The sequence below is a fragment of the Rhodobacter calidifons genome (assembly GCF_011174775.1).
Lineage (GTDB): Bacteria > Pseudomonadota > Alphaproteobacteria > Rhodobacterales > Rhodobacteraceae > Tabrizicola > Tabrizicola calidifons.
The window spans coordinates 421,416-436,398 of record NZ_JAANHS010000002.1 but is presented as its reverse complement, the minus strand read 5'-3'; the positions used below and the strand labels follow the sequence as shown (position 1 = coordinate 436,398).

The following is a 14,983-nucleotide window of genomic DNA, read 5'->3' as shown; positions in this document are numbered from 1 at the left end:
ATCTGGGTGTATGACCTCGGCGAAAGCCGAGCCTGTCTGGGGGTGGCAGAACTCACGGCGGCGGGGGGAGAGCGGCTGCTGATCTCTTACGCCGAGAAGCTGCGGGACGGTGACTGTCTGCTGCCCGATCCCGAAACCTATTGCCGGATGCGGCCCACGGACCGCTTTACCCTGCGCCCCGGTCGGCAGCGGGTGGAGGGCTTCACGCCGCGGGGTGCGCGCTATCTGGTCTTTGCGCTGGAGGGCGGCGGGGTGGCCCATGCCGCGCGGTTCGCCGTTCGGCTCCCGGTGACGCCGGTGGTGAAGAAGCCGGTGCCAAAGCGGGAGGGCGTCCTGCAAGGCGTGGCCGAGATGTGCCGCCGCACCACGCTGAACTGCCTGCAGGATGGGTTCGTCGACGGGGTCTGGCGCGAAAGCAGCCTGTGGCTGGGCGATGCCGTGGCGCAGGACTGGGCGCTGCGGGCGATCTCGGACGATGCACGGCCACTGCTGTTTGCCATCGACATGGCGGCGGAGGGGGCGGATGCGGAGGGGCTGTTGCCCTCGGTCCTGCCGGGGGAGGTCCCGGCCTATGCGGTGACGGATTACAACTTCAGTTGGGTGGAACTGCTGGCAGGCTGCGCCACGCATCCGGGGGTGGCAGAGCCGGAATCGGTCTGGCAGCGGCATTGGGGGGTGCTGACCCGGATGCTGGAGCGGATGGCGACCTTCCGGGGGTCGGACGGGTTGCTGCGGAATCCTCCCGGGCGGCGGCTGTTCCTGGACTGGTCGCCGATGAGCCGGGCCGAGCCGAACCTGACGCTGAACCTGCGCTATCTGCATGCGCTGCGGCTGGCGGCGGGGCTAGCGGATCGGGTCGGGCGCAGGGCGGATTGGGCGGAGCAGGCGGGGGAGTTGGCTGCGGCCCTGCAAGGTCATCGGGCGACGGAGAGCTGGCGGGAAAGTCCGGGCGGCGAGGCGGCCAGCCAGTTGGGGCTGGCGCTCTTGATCCTGACGGGGATGGTTTCCGGGGACGAGGCGCGGGCACTGGCCGACCGGATCGTCGCCCGTTCACTGGACCTGCGGGACGGGCCGCTGCCGGGACAGCCGACGCTCGCCAGCCCCTTCATGCACCACTACCTTTTCCTTGCACTGCAACAGCTTGGCCGTCGCAAGGACATCCACGCCATTATCGCCGCGCGCTGGGGACGCTGGGTGCGGGAAGGCAGGCCGACGACACCAGAGAACTGGTCGATCGACTTCCCCGACGGGTCCGCCTGCCACGGCTTTTCGGCGCATCCGCTGGGCTGGCTTTAGAAGTCCAGATGCTCGACCGACAGCGCGTTCTGCTGGATGAACTCGCGCCGGGGTTCCACCACATCGCCCATCAGCTTGGAGAAGATGTCGTCCGCCTCGGCCAGATCGTCGACCTTGACCTGCAACAGCGTCCGCGCCTCGGGGTCGAGCGTCGTCTCCCAAAGCTGGTCGGGGTTCATCTCGCCCAGACCCTTGTAGCGTTGCAGGGTCAGGCCCTTTTCGCCCTCGGCCAGGATGGATTTCAGCAGGTCGATGGGGCCGTGGATCGCCTGTTCGCGGTCCTTGCGCACCAGACGCGCGGGGTCGCGGTAGATGTCGCGATAGTGGCCCGCAACCTGGGACAACCGGCGCGCCTCGCCGGACCGCAGGACAGCGCCGTCCAGCGTGCGCAGCTCCTCCACCCCCCGCAGGATGCGGGAGAGGCGGATGCCGTGATCCTGGGTAATGCGGCCCTGCCAGCCGCGCTCGAACTCGGGCGCGATCAGGTTCAGGCGCCTTGCCACCGTATCGGCCACCGCCTGAAGGTCGGCATCGGCGCTGCCCGGGTCGAAGGCCCCGGCAAGGGCGGCCTGTTCAAGGATGGGGCGAGGGTAATGCGTCGGGAAGGCGTCGAGCACCCGGCGAAACTGGCGCGCGCCTTCGATCACGCGGGTCAGGTCGTTGCCCGCGATTTCCTGCCCGTCGGTCAGCCGAAGGACCGCGCCTTCGGTGCCCATCTCGACCAGGTAGTCCTCCAGCGCGGCCTGGTCCTTGAGGTAGACCTCGGACTTGCCGCGGGCGACCTTGTACAGCGGCGGCTGGGCGATGTAGAGGTAGCCGCCCTCGATCAGCGCGGGCATCTGGCGGAAGAAGAAGGTCAGAAGCAGCGTGCGGATATGCGCGCCGTCCACGTCGGCGTCGGTCATGATGATGACCTTGTGATAGCGCAGCTTGCCGATGTCGAATTCGTCACGGCCGATGCCGGTGCCCAGCGCGGTGATGAGGGTGCCGATTTCCTGCGACGACAGCATCCGGTCGAACCGCGCGCGTTCGACGTTCAGGATCTTGCCACGCAGGGGCAGGACGGCCTGGTTGGCGCGGCTGCGGCCCTGCTTTGCGGACCCGCCCGCCGAGTCGCCCTCGACGAGGAACAGTTCCGACTTGGCGGGATCGCGTTCCTGGCAATCGGCGAGTTTCCCGGGCAGCGACGCCACATCCAGCGCCGTCTTGCGCCGGGTCAGCTCTCGCGCCTTGCGGGCGGCCTCGCGCGCCAGCGCGGCTTCGATGATCTTGCCGACGATGATCTTCGCCGGGCCGGGGTTTTCCTCGAACCACTCGGAAAGTTTTTCGTTGACCAGGTTCTCGACTGCCGGGCGGACTTCGGACGAGACGAGCTTGTCCTTGGTCTGGCTGGAGAATTTCGGGTCCGGCACCTTGACCGACAGCACGCAGGTCAGCCCCTCGCGCGCGTCGTCGCCGGTGAAATCCACCTTCTCGCGCTTGGCGATGCCCGAGGACTGCGCATAGGCGGTGATCGTGCGGGTCAGCGCACCCCGGAAACCGGCGAGGTGGGTGCCGCCATCGCGCTGCGGAATGTTGTTTGTGAACGGCAGTACGGTTTCGTGGTAACTGTCGTTCCACCACATCGCAATCTCGACGCCGATGCCGTTCCGTTCGCCGACCATGTAGATCGGCTCGGCCATCACGCTGGATTTGGAACGGTCGATGTACTTGACGAATTCCCGCACGCCACCTTCGTAGAACAGCTCCACCCGCTGCGGTTCGGCGTGGCGTTCATCCTCCAGCACGATGCGCACGCCCGAGTTCAGGAAGGCAAGCTCGCGCAGGCGGTGTTCCAGCGTCTTGAAGCTGTAGTCGAGGTTCGAAAAGGTCCCGTCCGGCCGATTTGTCTTGGCGCTGGCCAGAAAGCGGACCATCGTGCCTTTCATGCCGGGCGCAGGGCCGACCTCATGCACATGGACGGTGCACTCGCCATCCTCGAACCGGGCGCGGTATTCGGTATCGTTGCGCCAGACCGTCAGCTCCAGCCATTCCGACAGGGCGTTCACCACCGACACGCCCACGCCGTGCAACCCGCCCGAGACCTTGTAGGCGTTCCCGCCCTCGTCCGTGTTGTTGAATTTCCCGCCCGCGTGCAGCTGGGTCATGATGACCTCGGCCGCCGAGACGCCCTCTTCGGGGTGGATGTCGACAGGGATGCCGCGGCCGTTGTCGCGGACGGAAACGCTGTCGTCGGCGTGGATCTTCACCACGACTTCGGTCGCGTGTCCGGCCAGCGCCTCGTCGATGCCGTTGTCGACGACCTCATAGACCATGTGGTGCAGTCCGGAGCCGTCATCAGTGTCGCCGATATACATGCCGGGGCGCTTGCGAACCGCCTCCAACCCCTTGAGAACCTTGATGGAATCTGCACCGTATGCGGCGTTGTTCTTGGGCTGGTCAGCCATGCGCGGGGAACCCTTGTCGTTGCCCGCGATTTATAGCGGCTTGGTGCGGCAATGTCACCCCTTGGCCACCAGATTTAGGGGTCAGGTGAAGGGGATGATCAGCCCGACCGCCACCAGCAGGCAACCCGAGACGATGTTCAGCCGCCGCATCGCTTCGGGGCTTGACAGAAGCCTGCGCGCCCGGTCCAGGAACCAGGCCAGGGCCAGGTTCCCCAGCATGGGGATCAGCGCCGAGATGGCCAGGATTGCGGCAATATCCAGTGCCGTGATGCGCGACAGATCGAAGAAGCCGGGCAGCACGCCCATGTAGAACAGGATCGCCTTCGGGTTGCCGATCACGGCCGCAACGCCCACCGCAAAGCCGGCCCAGGCACCGGGGCGCGTCAGCCGGCTGTCGGCGTCGATGCTGCCCGCCGGCTTGCGGATCAGCAGCACCCCCATCGCCAGAAACACCGCCGCCGCCACCCAGCGCAGCGCCGACAGGAAGTCGCCGTAGAGGGACAGAACCCAGCTGAGCCCGAAGATGGCGGCCAGCGGCCAGATCAGGTCTCCCAGCGCGACCCCGACAGCCAGCGGCCAGGCGCCCCGCATCCCGAAGGCAAGGGACCGGGCCGTCAGCGCCACCCAGACCGGACCGGGGACCGCCCAGAGCGCCGCCATACCAAGCGCGTAAAGCCAGAGCTGCCAGAAGGTGACGGTCATGCGAAAGCCTCAGAACAGCCCGCCGAGCAGGTCGAGCGGCCCGGTTCCGTCCCATGTTTCCGGACCGAGATCAAGACATTGCAGGTGCTCCACCGGCCTGTCGCGGTGCAGCTGTCCGGTCCGGGCGCCGGTCATGTCAAGGTAGGTCAGCGGATTCTCGACCAGCCGGAACCCCGCCGCTGCGTAAAGCTTCGCGGTCCCGAACAACAGCACGTGGCGGGCCGGAGACCGGCGCGCGGCGGCCAGAGCGGCTTGCAGAAGCCGCGTCGCATGACCCCTGCCGCGGTGGTCGGGATCCGTCGCCACATCGGCGATCCCGGCAATGGTCACAAGCGCCTCACCCAGGCGGACGGCGCGCAGTTGAAGGGCGAGATGCGCGATGATCCTCTGGTCGTGGCGCAGGACATGCCGACAGGTGTGGCGGGTCTGAAAGAAGCTGCGGCCACCGAAATCGGTGGCAAAACAGCGGGCCAGAAGCTGGGCGATCTCGCTTTCGTCCGCATTTGTGAGCAGATGTTCCGGAATTGTCTCTGGCGTCATGCATCCACCATCGAACTGCCGTTGCGGTCCAGAATGCGCAGCCGCTGCCCCCGGTCGCCGAGGGCCGCGAACAGGTCGGCCTCGGTGCCCGTCATCAACGCCTGCGCACCCAGCGCGCAGATTTCGTCATACAGCGCGGCGCGGCGCTGTTCATCCAGATGCGCGGCGACCTCATCCAGCAGCAGGATCGGCGCCTTGCCGAGGTCCTGCGCCAGCGCGCGCGCATTGGCCAGGATCAGCGAGATCAACAGCGCCTTCTGCTCTCCGGTCGAGCACTGGTCCGCCGGCACGTCCTTCGCCGCGAACCGCGCCAGCAGATCGGCGCGATGCGGGCCGACCAGCGTGCGGCCTGCGGCAATGTCGCGGCGACGACCTTCGGCCAGGGCGAGGGCCAGATCCGACGGTTCCTCGCCGCCGTCCGGGCCGACAAGGCTGAGATCGGCCGTGGGGAAGGCGCTCGTCAGGTCGGCCGCCGCGCCGATGCGCGCGAGCGCCGCGTGACGGTTCCGCGTGATCGCCTCGCCGGCCTCGGCCATCCGCGCCTCCAGCGCGGCATACCAGTGCGGGTCGGTCACCTGATCCCTGATCAGGCGGTTGCGGTCACGCATCGCCTTTTCGTATATGAGCGAATGTTCGGCATGCTCGGGGTGAAAACTGAGCGTCATCCGGTCAAGGAACCTTCGGCGGCCCTCGGCGGCTTCGATCCACAGCCGGTCCATGGCCGGAACCAGCCAGAGGATCCGCAGGGCACGCCCCAGACTGGCCTGAGTTGCGGCCTTGCCGTCGATGCGCACCTGCCGAGGCTCTCCGGCTTCGGCCCAGGTCTCCAGCTCATGCGCGGCGGACAGGCCGCGCACGGTGGCGGCGATCTTCCAGCCCACGGCTTCGGGCTTGCGGGCCAGATCCTCGGCCGCGGCGCGGCGCAGGCCACGGCCGGGGGACAGGAGCGAGACGGCTTCCAGGATGTTCGTCTTGCCGGCCCCATTGGGACCGACGATGGCGACCGGGCGCCCGTCGAAGGCAAGCCGCGTGGCCCGGTGGCTGCGGAAATGCGCGAGCGTCAGGGTTTCGATCGCCAGACCGCCCACCCGATTTCCCTTTCAGTGCAAGGCGATGTCAGACCCGCATCGGCATGACGACATAGACCGCCGAGGTGTCGTTGCCTTCGCGCATCAGGGTCGGATCGGCGGCAGAGTTGAACAGGAAGACGGCATTCTCGCGGTCCACCTGGCTGGCGATCTCCAGCAGATATTTCGCGTTGAAGCCGATCTCCAGCCGGTCGTCGCCGTAGGCCACGGCCAGTTCCTCTTCGGCGGCGCCCGAGTCGGGGGCGTTCACCGACAGGACCAGCCGGTCCTCTTCCAGCGACAGCTTCACCGCGCGCGAGCGTTCCGAGGACACCGTGGCCACGCGGTCAACGGCCTTGGCGAACTCGCTGGCGTCAACCTCCAGCTTGCGCGTATTGCCGGTCGGAATGACGCGCGTGTAATCCGGGAAGGTTCCGTCGATGACCTTCGACGTCAGGGTTATGGCCGGGGTCGCAAAGCGAACCTTCGTTTCGGAAACAGAAACTGCAATCGTCGCATCGTCGTCATCCAGCAGTTTGCGCAGCTCTCCCACCGTCTTGCGCGGCACGATCACGCCAGGCATCCCCTCGGCGCCTTCGGGCAGGGGCGCGTCGATCCGGGCCAGACGATGGCCGTCGGTCGCCACACAGCGCAGCACCCGACCGCCCTCGCCCTGCGCCACGTGCATGTAGACGCCGTTCAGGTAATAGCGGGTCTCTTCAGTGGAGATGGCGAATTTCGCCTTGTCGAACAGCCGTCGCAGCACCGGCGCGGGGGCCGAGAAGTTCGACGAATATTCCGACGAGGCCATCACCGGAAAGTCCTCTTTCGGCAACGTCGCCAGGCTGAAGGTCGATCGGCCCGCGGTGACGGTCAGGCGGCCCGCCGCGGCGTCTTCGACCAGGTTCACCAGCGCGCCATCGGGCAGCTTGCGCACGATCTCGTGCAGCATCACCGCCGACACGGTGGTCGCCCCGGCGCGCTCGACCATCGCCGGGGCGCGGTCCACCACCTCGATGTCCAGATCGGTCGCGCGGAAGGACACCTGCGATCCTTCGGCCTCGATCAGCACGTTGGCAAGGATCGGGATCGTGTTGCGGCGTTCGACCACCGACTGCGCCTGCGCCAGCGCCTTCAGAAGCGTCGCGCGTTCGATCGAGAGTTTCATCCTGGCTTCCCCCTGCCGACCCGTTGAAGGGACGTCGAATTTATCCGGTTTTCACCGGGTCGCAAATGTCAAACCGGACTGTGAAAGGCTTTCACGGGGCCGTCAAGTGCGGCCCCGATCCTCAGCCCTGAAGCAGACGGCGCAGAAGCTGGAGATCGTCGGCCAGCTGGCTGTCGGTCTGCATCAGTTCCTCGATCTTGCGCACGCCGTGCATGATCGTCGTATGGTCGCGGCCGCCGAACCGCCGGCCGATTTCCGGCAGCGAGCGCGGGGTCAGCTGCTTGGCCAGATACATCGCCACCTGCCGCGGCCGGGCGATGGTGCGCAGCCGCTTGGGCCCGATCAGGTCGGACAGGCGGACGTTGTAGTGTTCGGCCACCTTGCGCTGGATCTCCTCGATCGTCAGCTTGCGGTCGGACGAACGCAGGATGTCTGCCAGGCAGTCCTGGGCGAGGTCCAGCGTGATCTCGCGCCCGACAAGGGAGGCGAAGGCGAAAAGGCGGGTCAGCGCCCCTTCCAGCACGCGGACATTGGTGGTGATCCGGTGCGCCAGGAACTCCAGCACGCCATCGGCCAGCACCAGACCGCGATACTGGCTGCGATAATAATCCACCTTCTGTTGCAGGATACCTAACCGCAGTTCGTAATCGGTCGGATGCAGGTCGACGACGAGGCCGCATTGCAGGCGCGACTTGATGCGGTCCTCCAGATCCTTGATCTCTCCCGGCGCGCGGTCGGCGGAGATGACGATCTGCTTGTTGGCGTCCACCAGGGCATTGAAGGTGTGGAAGAATTCCTCCTGGGTCGAATCCTTTCCGGAGATGAACTGGACATCATCGACCATCAGCACATCGACAGAGCGGAAAAGCTCCTTGAAACCCATCACCTGCCGGTCGCGCAGCGCCTGGACAAAGCGGTACATGAACTGCTCGGCCGACAGATACAGCACGCGCAGCTCGGGGCGGCGGGCTTGCAGGTCATGGGCGATGGCATGCATCAGATGGGTCTTGCCCAGGCCGACGCCCCCGTAAAGAAACAGCGGGTTGAACGTGACCGGACCGCCCTCGGCCACCCGGCGCGCGGCGGCATGGGCCAGCTCGTTCGGCTTGCCGACGACGAAGGTATCGAAGGTAAAGCGCGCATCCAGCGGCGCGCCGGGCAGTTCCTCGTCCGGAACCCGGGGCCGTGCGGGCTGGCTGCCTTGCCCGGCGACGCGCGGCGTGGCCGGCGCGGACCCTGCACCCACGGCAAATTCCAGACGATCAACCGGAGTGCCCGCGCTGTTCAACTGGCTGCGGATATGGTCGCCGTAATTGCGCTGGACCCAGTCGCCGAAGAAGATCGTCGGCACCTCGAACCTGGCCACCCCGTTCTTCAGCTGCGACAGCTTCAGCGGTTCGATCCAGGTGGCATAGTTGTGCTTTCCGACCCGCTTGATCAGCTCTTCGCGAACCTGCCCCCAGGTTTCATTCGTCATATTGCAACCTGCCAATGTCCCTGAACCGAAGGCGAGCGCTTCGATCCTGCCCCTAACCTTTTTCAAACGAGCCACACCGACCAGTCGCACCGCCGGCCGGATCGGCCATGCGGACGCAAGAGCTGTCGGGGGACGGAACGACGCAGGGCGCCCTGCCGGCACACCGGCAGCTTGGCCATGCAGACAGGGATGGCTTGGCTGCCATCTCAAATCCATTGATCGCAAAGAGAAAACTCGGATAGTGGCGCGGGATGCGCTGCCTGTCCGTGCAGCAGTTTTTCCTTCGCGATCCGTTCTTGTCCCCCAAGACGAAGTGAATCGCACGGAGACGCTAGCAAGGCCGCTGCGGGCACTGCAACCGAACAACGCGCTTGACAGGGCTTCGCCGAAATCGAATCCGGAGGCTCTGGCAAATCGGCAACGGAGCGCCGAACCGACCGCTTCCGTCGCCGGAAACGAAACGGGGCGCAGCCCTCGCGGGCGCGCCCCTGTCGGCATGCGGTTGCCGGGCCGGTTCGGGTCAGGCCTTGGCCACAGCCTTCACGCGGGCGGCGAGGCGCGACATCTTCCGGGCCACGGTGTTCTTGTGCAGCACACCCTTGGTCACGCCGCGGGCAAGCTCCGGCTGCGCGGCCTTCAGCGCGGCCTGGGCGGCATCGGGATTGCCCGAGGCGATGGCTTCCTCGACCTTGCGCAGGAAGGTGCGGATGCGCGAGCGGCGTGCCTTGTTGATGGCGTAGCGGGCCTCGGACTGGCGGGCGCGTTTCTTGGACTGTTCAGTGTTGGCCATGCTTGGCTTCCTTGCGGTCTGTCGGTTTCATTTCTGTCGCACGAAAGACCAGAAGGCACCGTCCCGAAGGGAAGGATCTGATTCTTGCCTAAGCGGGCCCACGCGCATGTGCGGCTGCCTATAGGGGAACTCCACCGGAAAGGAAAGCCCCTGCTTCAGCCTGCCGCGTCGGGGCCTTCGTTCCTCCTCACGACGCAGCGGCGAGAAGCCTAAGACGCACGACGAGCACCGGGCTATCGGTCGCGGAACTGCGGCTGGCGCTTTTCCAGGAAGGCGGCCATGCCTTCCTTCTGGTCCTCGGTCGCAAACATCGCGTGGAACATGCGGCGTTCGAACAACAGGCCCTCGGCGAGGCTGGTTTCCTGCGCGCGGTTCACGCATTCCTTCACGACCATTGCGGTCACCGCCGATTTCTCGACGATCTTCTGCGCGGCCTTCATCGTCTCTTCCAGCAGGGCCTTGGCCGGAACCACCCGACTGACCAGACCGCAACGCTCGGCCTCGGCGGCATCCATGAAACGCCCGGTAAGGTGCATGTCCATCGACTTCGACTTGCCCACTGCGCGCGTCAGCCGCTGGGTGCCGCCCATGCCGGCGACGATCCCGAGGTTGATCTCGGGCTGGCCGAACTTGGCTGTGTCAGCGGCAATGATGAAATCTGCCAGCATCGCCAGCTCGCAGCCGCCGCCCAGACAATAGCCGGCCACCGCCGCGATGATCGGCTTGCGCGCCTGGGCGATCACCCGGGCCTCGGGGCCGAAGAGATCGTCGAAGAAGACATCGATGAAACCCTTCCCGGCCATCTCCTTCACGTCGGCCCCGGCCGCGAAGGCCTTGTCTGACCCGGTGATGACGATGCAGCGCACCTTGTCGTTTGCTTCGGCCGCCGTCACCGCCGCCGCCAGCTCGCGCATGAGCTGAAGGTTCAGGGCGTTCATCGCATCTGGGCGGTTCAGGCGGATCAGCGAGACATAGTCCTCGATCTCGACGATCAGCGTTTCATAGGCCATCGCGGCCTCCTTCATGGCAGACTGGAGGGGACTCCTAGCACCAAACGGCGCATTGGCAAGTCAAGTCTGACAGGCGGGGCACCAGAAGGACGACCGGCCGGACTGCACCGTGCGGGTGATCCTGCCGCCGCAGCCTGAGGTTTCGCAAGGGTCGCCTTCGCGATCATAGACTTGAAAATGCTTGGAAAAATAGCCAAGCTCGCCATTGGCCTGCCGGAAATCGCGCAAGGAGGATCCGCCCGCCTCGATCGCCTCGGCCAGGACCTCGCGGATCACGGGGACAAGACCATGCACCTGCGCCTCCGCAAGGTCACCGGCCAGCCGCAAGGGGCTGATCCGCGCGCGATACAGCGTTTCGGCCACATAGATGTTGCCCAGCCCCGCCACGATCCGCTGGTCCAGCAGCGCGGCCTTGATCGGGGTCCGCCGCCCGCGCAGCCGCCCGGCAAGATAGGGTGCGTTGAAGTCGTTGCCGAAGGGTTCCGGCCCCAGGTCGCGCAGCAGCATGTGCTCTGTGGCGCGGTCCGTGGGCATCAGGTCCATCGCCCCGAAGCGGCGCGCATCGTTGAACGTCACCCGCGCCCCGCCAGCCATATGCAGCACCACATGGTCATGTTTCTGCGGCGCCGGGTGGTCGTGGTAGAACGCCCCCAGCTGCGCGCCGGACACCAGCATCCGCCCGGACATGCCCAGATGCACCAGAAGCGTCTCGCCACTGTCGAGATCGGCCAGCAGGTATTTCGACCGCCGCCGCAGCGTCGTCACCCGCCGCCCGGTCAGCCGGTCGGCCATCCGCTCCGGCAGGGGCCAGCGCAGGTCGGGGCGGTTCACTTCGGCCCGCGTGATGACCGCGCCCTCCATCACGGGCAGCAGGCCGCGGCGGACGGTTTCGACTTCGGGCAGTTCCGGCATTTCGGCTTTCGGACAGTTGGGCGCATTGCGGGCGCGTGGCGGCGCACTATAAGGAGGGGCTGGACCCAAGGATCGCAAGCCCGATGAGCGAAGAAAAGACCACCCATTTCGGCTTTCAGGACGTGCCCGAGGCCGAAAAGGCCGGGCTGGTGCATGGCGTCTTCTCGCGGGTGGCCTCGAAATACGACATCATGAACGACGCGATGTCGCTGGGCATCCATCGGCTGTGGAAGGACGCGATGATGGACTGGCTGGCGCCTCGCCCCGGCCAGAGGCTCCTGGACGTGGCGGGCGGCACCGGGGACGTGGCCTTCCGCTTCCTGAAGCGCGCGCCGGGGGCCAGCGCGGTCGTCTGCGACATGACCGAACCCATGCTGATCGAGGGGCGCAAGCGGGCCGAGGCGGAACGCCTGGCCGCCAGCCTTGACTGGGTGGTCGGCGACGCGATGGCCCTGCCCTTCGCCCACAACAGTTTCGACGTCTACACGATCTCGTTCGGCATCCGGAACGTGACCCGCATCCCGGACGCGCTGTCCGAGGCCTACCGGGTCCTGAAACCCGGCGGGCGGCTGATGGTGCTGGAGTTCAGCCAGATCCCGAACGACCTGATGCAGAAGGTCTATGACCTGTATTCCTTCAACGTGATCCCGGTCATGGGCCAGGTGATCGCGGGAGACCGGGCCTCTTACCAGTATCTCGTCGAATCGATCCGCCGCTTTCCGGATCAGGAGCGTTTCGCCGCCATGATCCGCGATGCGGGGTTCGAGCAGGTGAAATACCGCAACCTGACGATGGGCATCGCCGCGCTGCATTCGGGCTGGAAACTGTGAAAGGCCCCCACAACATCATCCGCCTGATCCGCACTGGCGCCACGCTGGAACGCACCGGGGCGATGGACGTGGTGCTGGAGGCCTTCCGCGCGCCCCCGCGCCTGCGCTTTGCCGCGCGGATGCTGGGCTGGCCGTTCAAATGGCTGGGCTTGCAGGGCGACCTTTCGTTGCCCCCGGCGACCCGCGCGCTGACCGCTCTGGGCCCCGCCTACATCAAGTTCGGCCAGATCCTTTCGACCCGCCCGGATATCGTGGGCGAGGAGCTGGCGCAGCAGCTGAAGTATCTTCAGGACAAGCTGCCGCCCTTCCCGGTCGAAACCGCCAAGAAGATGATCGAGGCCGAGCTGGAACAGCCCGTCGCTACCCTGTTCAGCGAATTCTCCGACCCCGTCGCCGCCGCCTCCATCGCCCAGGTTCACCGCGCCCGGCTGGCCGAGACGGGCGAGGAGGTCGCGGTCAAGGTCCTGCGCCCCGGCATCGAACGCGCCTTCCGCAAGGACATCGACGCCTTTTATCTGGCCGCGCGCTGGATCGAACGCCTTGCGCCCTTCTCGCGTCGCCTCCGCCCCGTCGAAGTCATCAGACACTTCGAAGGCGTGGTGATGGGAGAGCTGGACCTGCGGCTGGAAAGCTCGAACGCGGCGGAGTTCGCCGCGAACACCGCGCAGGATGAAGGGTTCCAGGTGCCGAAGCCGTTCTGGTTCCTGTCCAGCCGCAACGTGATGACGCTGGGCTGGGCCGAAGGCATCGGGCTGAACGACAACGACCTGATCGACGCGGCGGGTTTCGATCGGCGGGTGCTGGGCGCGCGGGTGTTGCAGCTGTTCCTGAACCACGCGCTGCGCGACGGGTTCTTTCACGCCGACATGCATCAGGGCAACCTGAAGATCGCGGCGAACGGCGACATCATCGCCTATGACTTCGGGATCATGGGCCGGATCGACGAATACACCCGCCGGGTCTATGCCGAGATCCTGATGGGCTTCATCCGCAAGGATTACCGCCGCGTCGCCGAAGTGCATTTCGAGGCAGGCTATGTGCCGCCCGACCGCGACATCGACGAATTCGCCCGGGCGCTGCGGGCGGTGGGAGAGCCGATCTTCGGCATGGACGCCAGCCGGATCTCGATGGCGCGTCTGCTGGCCTACCTGTTCGAAGTCACCGAACGCTTCGGGATGGAAACGCGGACCGAGCTGATCCTTCTGCAACGCACGATGGTCGTTGTCGAAGGCGTGGCGCGCAGCCTCGACCCGCACATCAACATCTGGCAGGTCGCCGGTCCCATTGTCGAACGCTACATCCGCGAGAACGTGGGACCAAAGGCCGTGCTGCGCGATCTGGTCAAGACCGCGCGGGTGCTTGGCCGGTTCGGCCCGAAGCTGCCCGCCCTGGTCGAGGCGCAACTGATCCGCGCCGGGAACCCCGCGACCCAGCCGCCGCGCCCGGAACGGTCGCGTGGCACTTTCCTCTGGCCCGCGCTGGCCGCCCTTGGCTTCGCGGCGGGATGGCTGGCGCGCGCTTACCTGTAGAAACGCCCGGACGACGGCATCACGACACCTGTTGCCAGCGCCCCTCGCGGCTGGACTGGTGGATCGTCTCGACCAGCCGCCGGATGCGCAGTTCCTTGCGGAAGCCGATGGGCTCCGCCCCCTGGCAGAGGATGGTCTGTCCGCCGCCTCAGTAGCCGCCCGGTTCCGCCGTGCCGGCCGTCCCGCCGGTCAACCTGCGGAAGCCGGCGACAGCGGCCCCGGCGGCGCTGGCCAGGAACTTGGTGTCGCCCCCCACCGTCGTCATGTCGAAGCCCCAGCCGATGGCGCGGGCGGCATAGTCGGGCGACCCGCAATGCAAGCCCGCGCGCAGGCCGTTGCGCTTGCAAGCGGCGAGGATCGTCTGCAAGGCGGCCAGGATCTCGGGTTCCTCCCGGTCCATGCCGGGGGCAAGCCTGCCCCCCGAAAGCGAGATCGACAGGTCCGCCGGGCCGACATAGATCCCGTCCAGCCCCGGCGTGGCGGTGATGGCGTCGAGGTTCGCCATGCCCTCGGCCGTCTCGATCATCGCAAAGGCCAGGATATTGGCATTGGCCTGCGCGGCATAATCCCCGCCGGCGGCGAAGGCCGCCCGGGTCGGGCCGAAACTGCGCACGCCCAGCGGCGGATAGCGCAGGTAGCTGACGAACCGCGCGGCGTCCTCGGCGCTGTTCACCATCGGGCAGATGATGCCCTGCGCGCCCGCATCCAGCGCCTTCATGATGATCCCCGGCTCCAGCCAGGGCACCCGGGCCAATGGCACCGCGCCCGAGGCCCGCATCGCCTGAAGCATGGGCAGCAGGTCGCTGTAATCCAGCGCGCCGTGCTGCATGTCCACGGTCAGCGAATCGAAGCCCTGCGCGGCCATGATCTCGGCGGCGAAGGGGCTGGCGATGGACAACCAGCCGTTGATCGCGGGCCGCCCCTCGGCCCAGAGCGCCTTCAGACGGTTGGGAAACATGCGCCCTCCTCAGCCGCCCTTCAGCCGCTGCAACAGATAGACCTCGCTGTCGGGCTTGACCGGAGCCGCGCGGTTGTTGGCGATGACCTCGCCATCCACCGCCACCGACAGCCCGGCCTTGATCGCGGGTGCCAGACCCGGATGCGCCCGTTCAAGCGCATCCAGCATCTGGCCCACGGTCGCGGCCTCGACCTCCACCACCTCCTGCCCGTCGGCAAAGCGCCGCAGGCTGGCCCAGAGATGGACCTTCGCCACGC

Annotated in this window: 14 protein-coding genes; 3 read left to right on the top strand and 11 right to left on the bottom strand. The window is 66.7% G+C overall.

The window, feature by feature from the left end:
* The first annotated feature begins 6 nt into the window (after positions 1 to 6).
* Complete coding sequence (locus tag G8O29_RS04630) at positions 7 to 1,296, top strand: alpha-L-rhamnosidase-related protein (protein ID WP_166402040.1); 1,290 nt, start codon at positions 7 to 9, stop codon at positions 1,294 to 1,296.
* Here G8O29_RS04630 and gyrB read toward each other — a convergent pair.
* The 9 genes from gyrB to mutM all read right to left on the bottom strand — a co-directional run bounded on the left by gyrB (position 1,293) and on the right by mutM (position 11,409).
* Complete coding sequence (gene gyrB / locus G8O29_RS04625) at positions 1,293 to 3,743, bottom strand: DNA topoisomerase (ATP-hydrolyzing) subunit B (protein WP_166402039.1); 2,451 nt, start codon at positions 3,741 to 3,743, stop codon at positions 1,293 to 1,295. The genes G8O29_RS04630 and gyrB overlap by 4 nt on opposite strands.
* Before the next feature lie 81 nt (positions 3,744 to 3,824).
* Entirely contained in the window at positions 3,825 to 4,445 is a 621-nt protein-coding gene (locus tag G8O29_RS04620) for a LysE family translocator (RefSeq protein WP_166402038.1), read from the bottom strand.
* Positions 4,446 to 4,454: 9 nt separating this feature from the next.
* A complete protein-coding gene (locus G8O29_RS04615; RefSeq protein WP_166402037.1) occupies positions 4,455 to 4,985 on the bottom strand; it encodes a GNAT family N-acetyltransferase in 531 nt (176 codons plus the stop codon).
* The gene (recF, locus tag G8O29_RS04610) at positions 4,982 to 6,073 is read right to left on the bottom strand and encodes a DNA replication/repair protein RecF (protein ID WP_166402036.1); all 1,092 of its coding nucleotides are present in this window, start codon (positions 6,071 to 6,073) and stop codon (positions 4,982 to 4,984) included. The genes G8O29_RS04615 and recF overlap by 4 nt, the downstream gene beginning before the upstream one ends.
* A gap of 28 nt (positions 6,074 to 6,101) precedes the next feature.
* Positions 6,102 to 7,220: a DNA polymerase III subunit beta gene (dnaN, locus tag G8O29_RS04605; protein ID WP_166402035.1), complete on the bottom strand. Its 1,119-nt coding sequence runs from the start codon at positions 7,218 to 7,220 to the stop codon at positions 6,102 to 6,104.
* Between the two features lie 121 nt (positions 7,221 to 7,341).
* A complete protein-coding gene (dnaA, locus tag G8O29_RS04600; RefSeq protein ID WP_166402034.1) occupies positions 7,342 to 8,697 on the bottom strand; it encodes a chromosomal replication initiator protein DnaA in 1,356 nt (451 codons plus the stop codon).
* 520 nt (positions 8,698 to 9,217) lie between these two features.
* A complete protein-coding gene (rpsT, locus tag G8O29_RS04595; protein WP_166402033.1) occupies positions 9,218 to 9,487 on the bottom strand; it encodes a 30S ribosomal protein S20 in 270 nt (89 codons plus the stop codon).
* Between the two features lie 233 nt (positions 9,488 to 9,720).
* Positions 9,721 to 10,497, bottom strand: coding sequence for an enoyl-CoA hydratase (locus G8O29_RS04590; protein WP_166402032.1), 777 nt, complete (start codon positions 10,495 to 10,497; stop codon positions 9,721 to 9,723).
* Between the two features lie 60 nt (positions 10,498 to 10,557).
* Positions 10,558 to 11,409 carry a bifunctional DNA-formamidopyrimidine glycosylase/DNA-(apurinic or apyrimidinic site) lyase gene (gene mutM / locus G8O29_RS04585; protein ID WP_166402031.1) on the bottom strand — a complete coding sequence of 284 codons (852 nt, stop codon included), beginning with the start codon at positions 11,407 to 11,409 and terminating at the stop codon, positions 10,558 to 10,560.
* Positions 11,410 to 11,492: 83 nt separating this feature from the next.
* On the opposite strand from mutM, the gene ubiE reads away from it, so the two are divergent.
* Positions 11,493 to 12,239 (top strand): bifunctional demethylmenaquinone methyltransferase/2-methoxy-6-polyprenyl-1,4-benzoquinol methylase UbiE, encoded by a 747-nt coding sequence (ubiE, locus tag G8O29_RS04580; protein ID WP_166402030.1) that lies wholly within the window; start codon positions 11,493 to 11,495, stop codon positions 12,237 to 12,239.
* The gene (ubiB, locus tag G8O29_RS04575; protein WP_166402029.1) at positions 12,236 to 13,768 is read left to right on the top strand and encodes a 2-polyprenylphenol 6-hydroxylase; all 1,533 of its coding nucleotides are present in this window, start codon (positions 12,236 to 12,238) and stop codon (positions 13,766 to 13,768) included. Before ubiE ends, ubiB begins: the two co-directional genes overlap by 4 nt.
* A gap of 148 nt (positions 13,769 to 13,916) precedes the next feature.
* Here ubiB and G8O29_RS04570 read toward each other — a convergent pair whose 3' ends face one another.
* Complete coding sequence (locus G8O29_RS04570) at positions 13,917 to 14,726, bottom strand: HpcH/HpaI aldolase family protein (protein ID WP_166402028.1); 810 nt, start codon at positions 14,724 to 14,726, stop codon at positions 13,917 to 13,919.
* Between the two features lie 9 nt (positions 14,727 to 14,735).
* Positions 14,736 to 14,981: a MoaD/ThiS family protein gene (locus G8O29_RS04565; protein WP_166402027.1), complete on the bottom strand. Its 246-nt coding sequence runs from the start codon at positions 14,979 to 14,981 to the stop codon at positions 14,736 to 14,738.
* Positions 14,982 to 14,983: the final 2 nt, after the last annotated feature.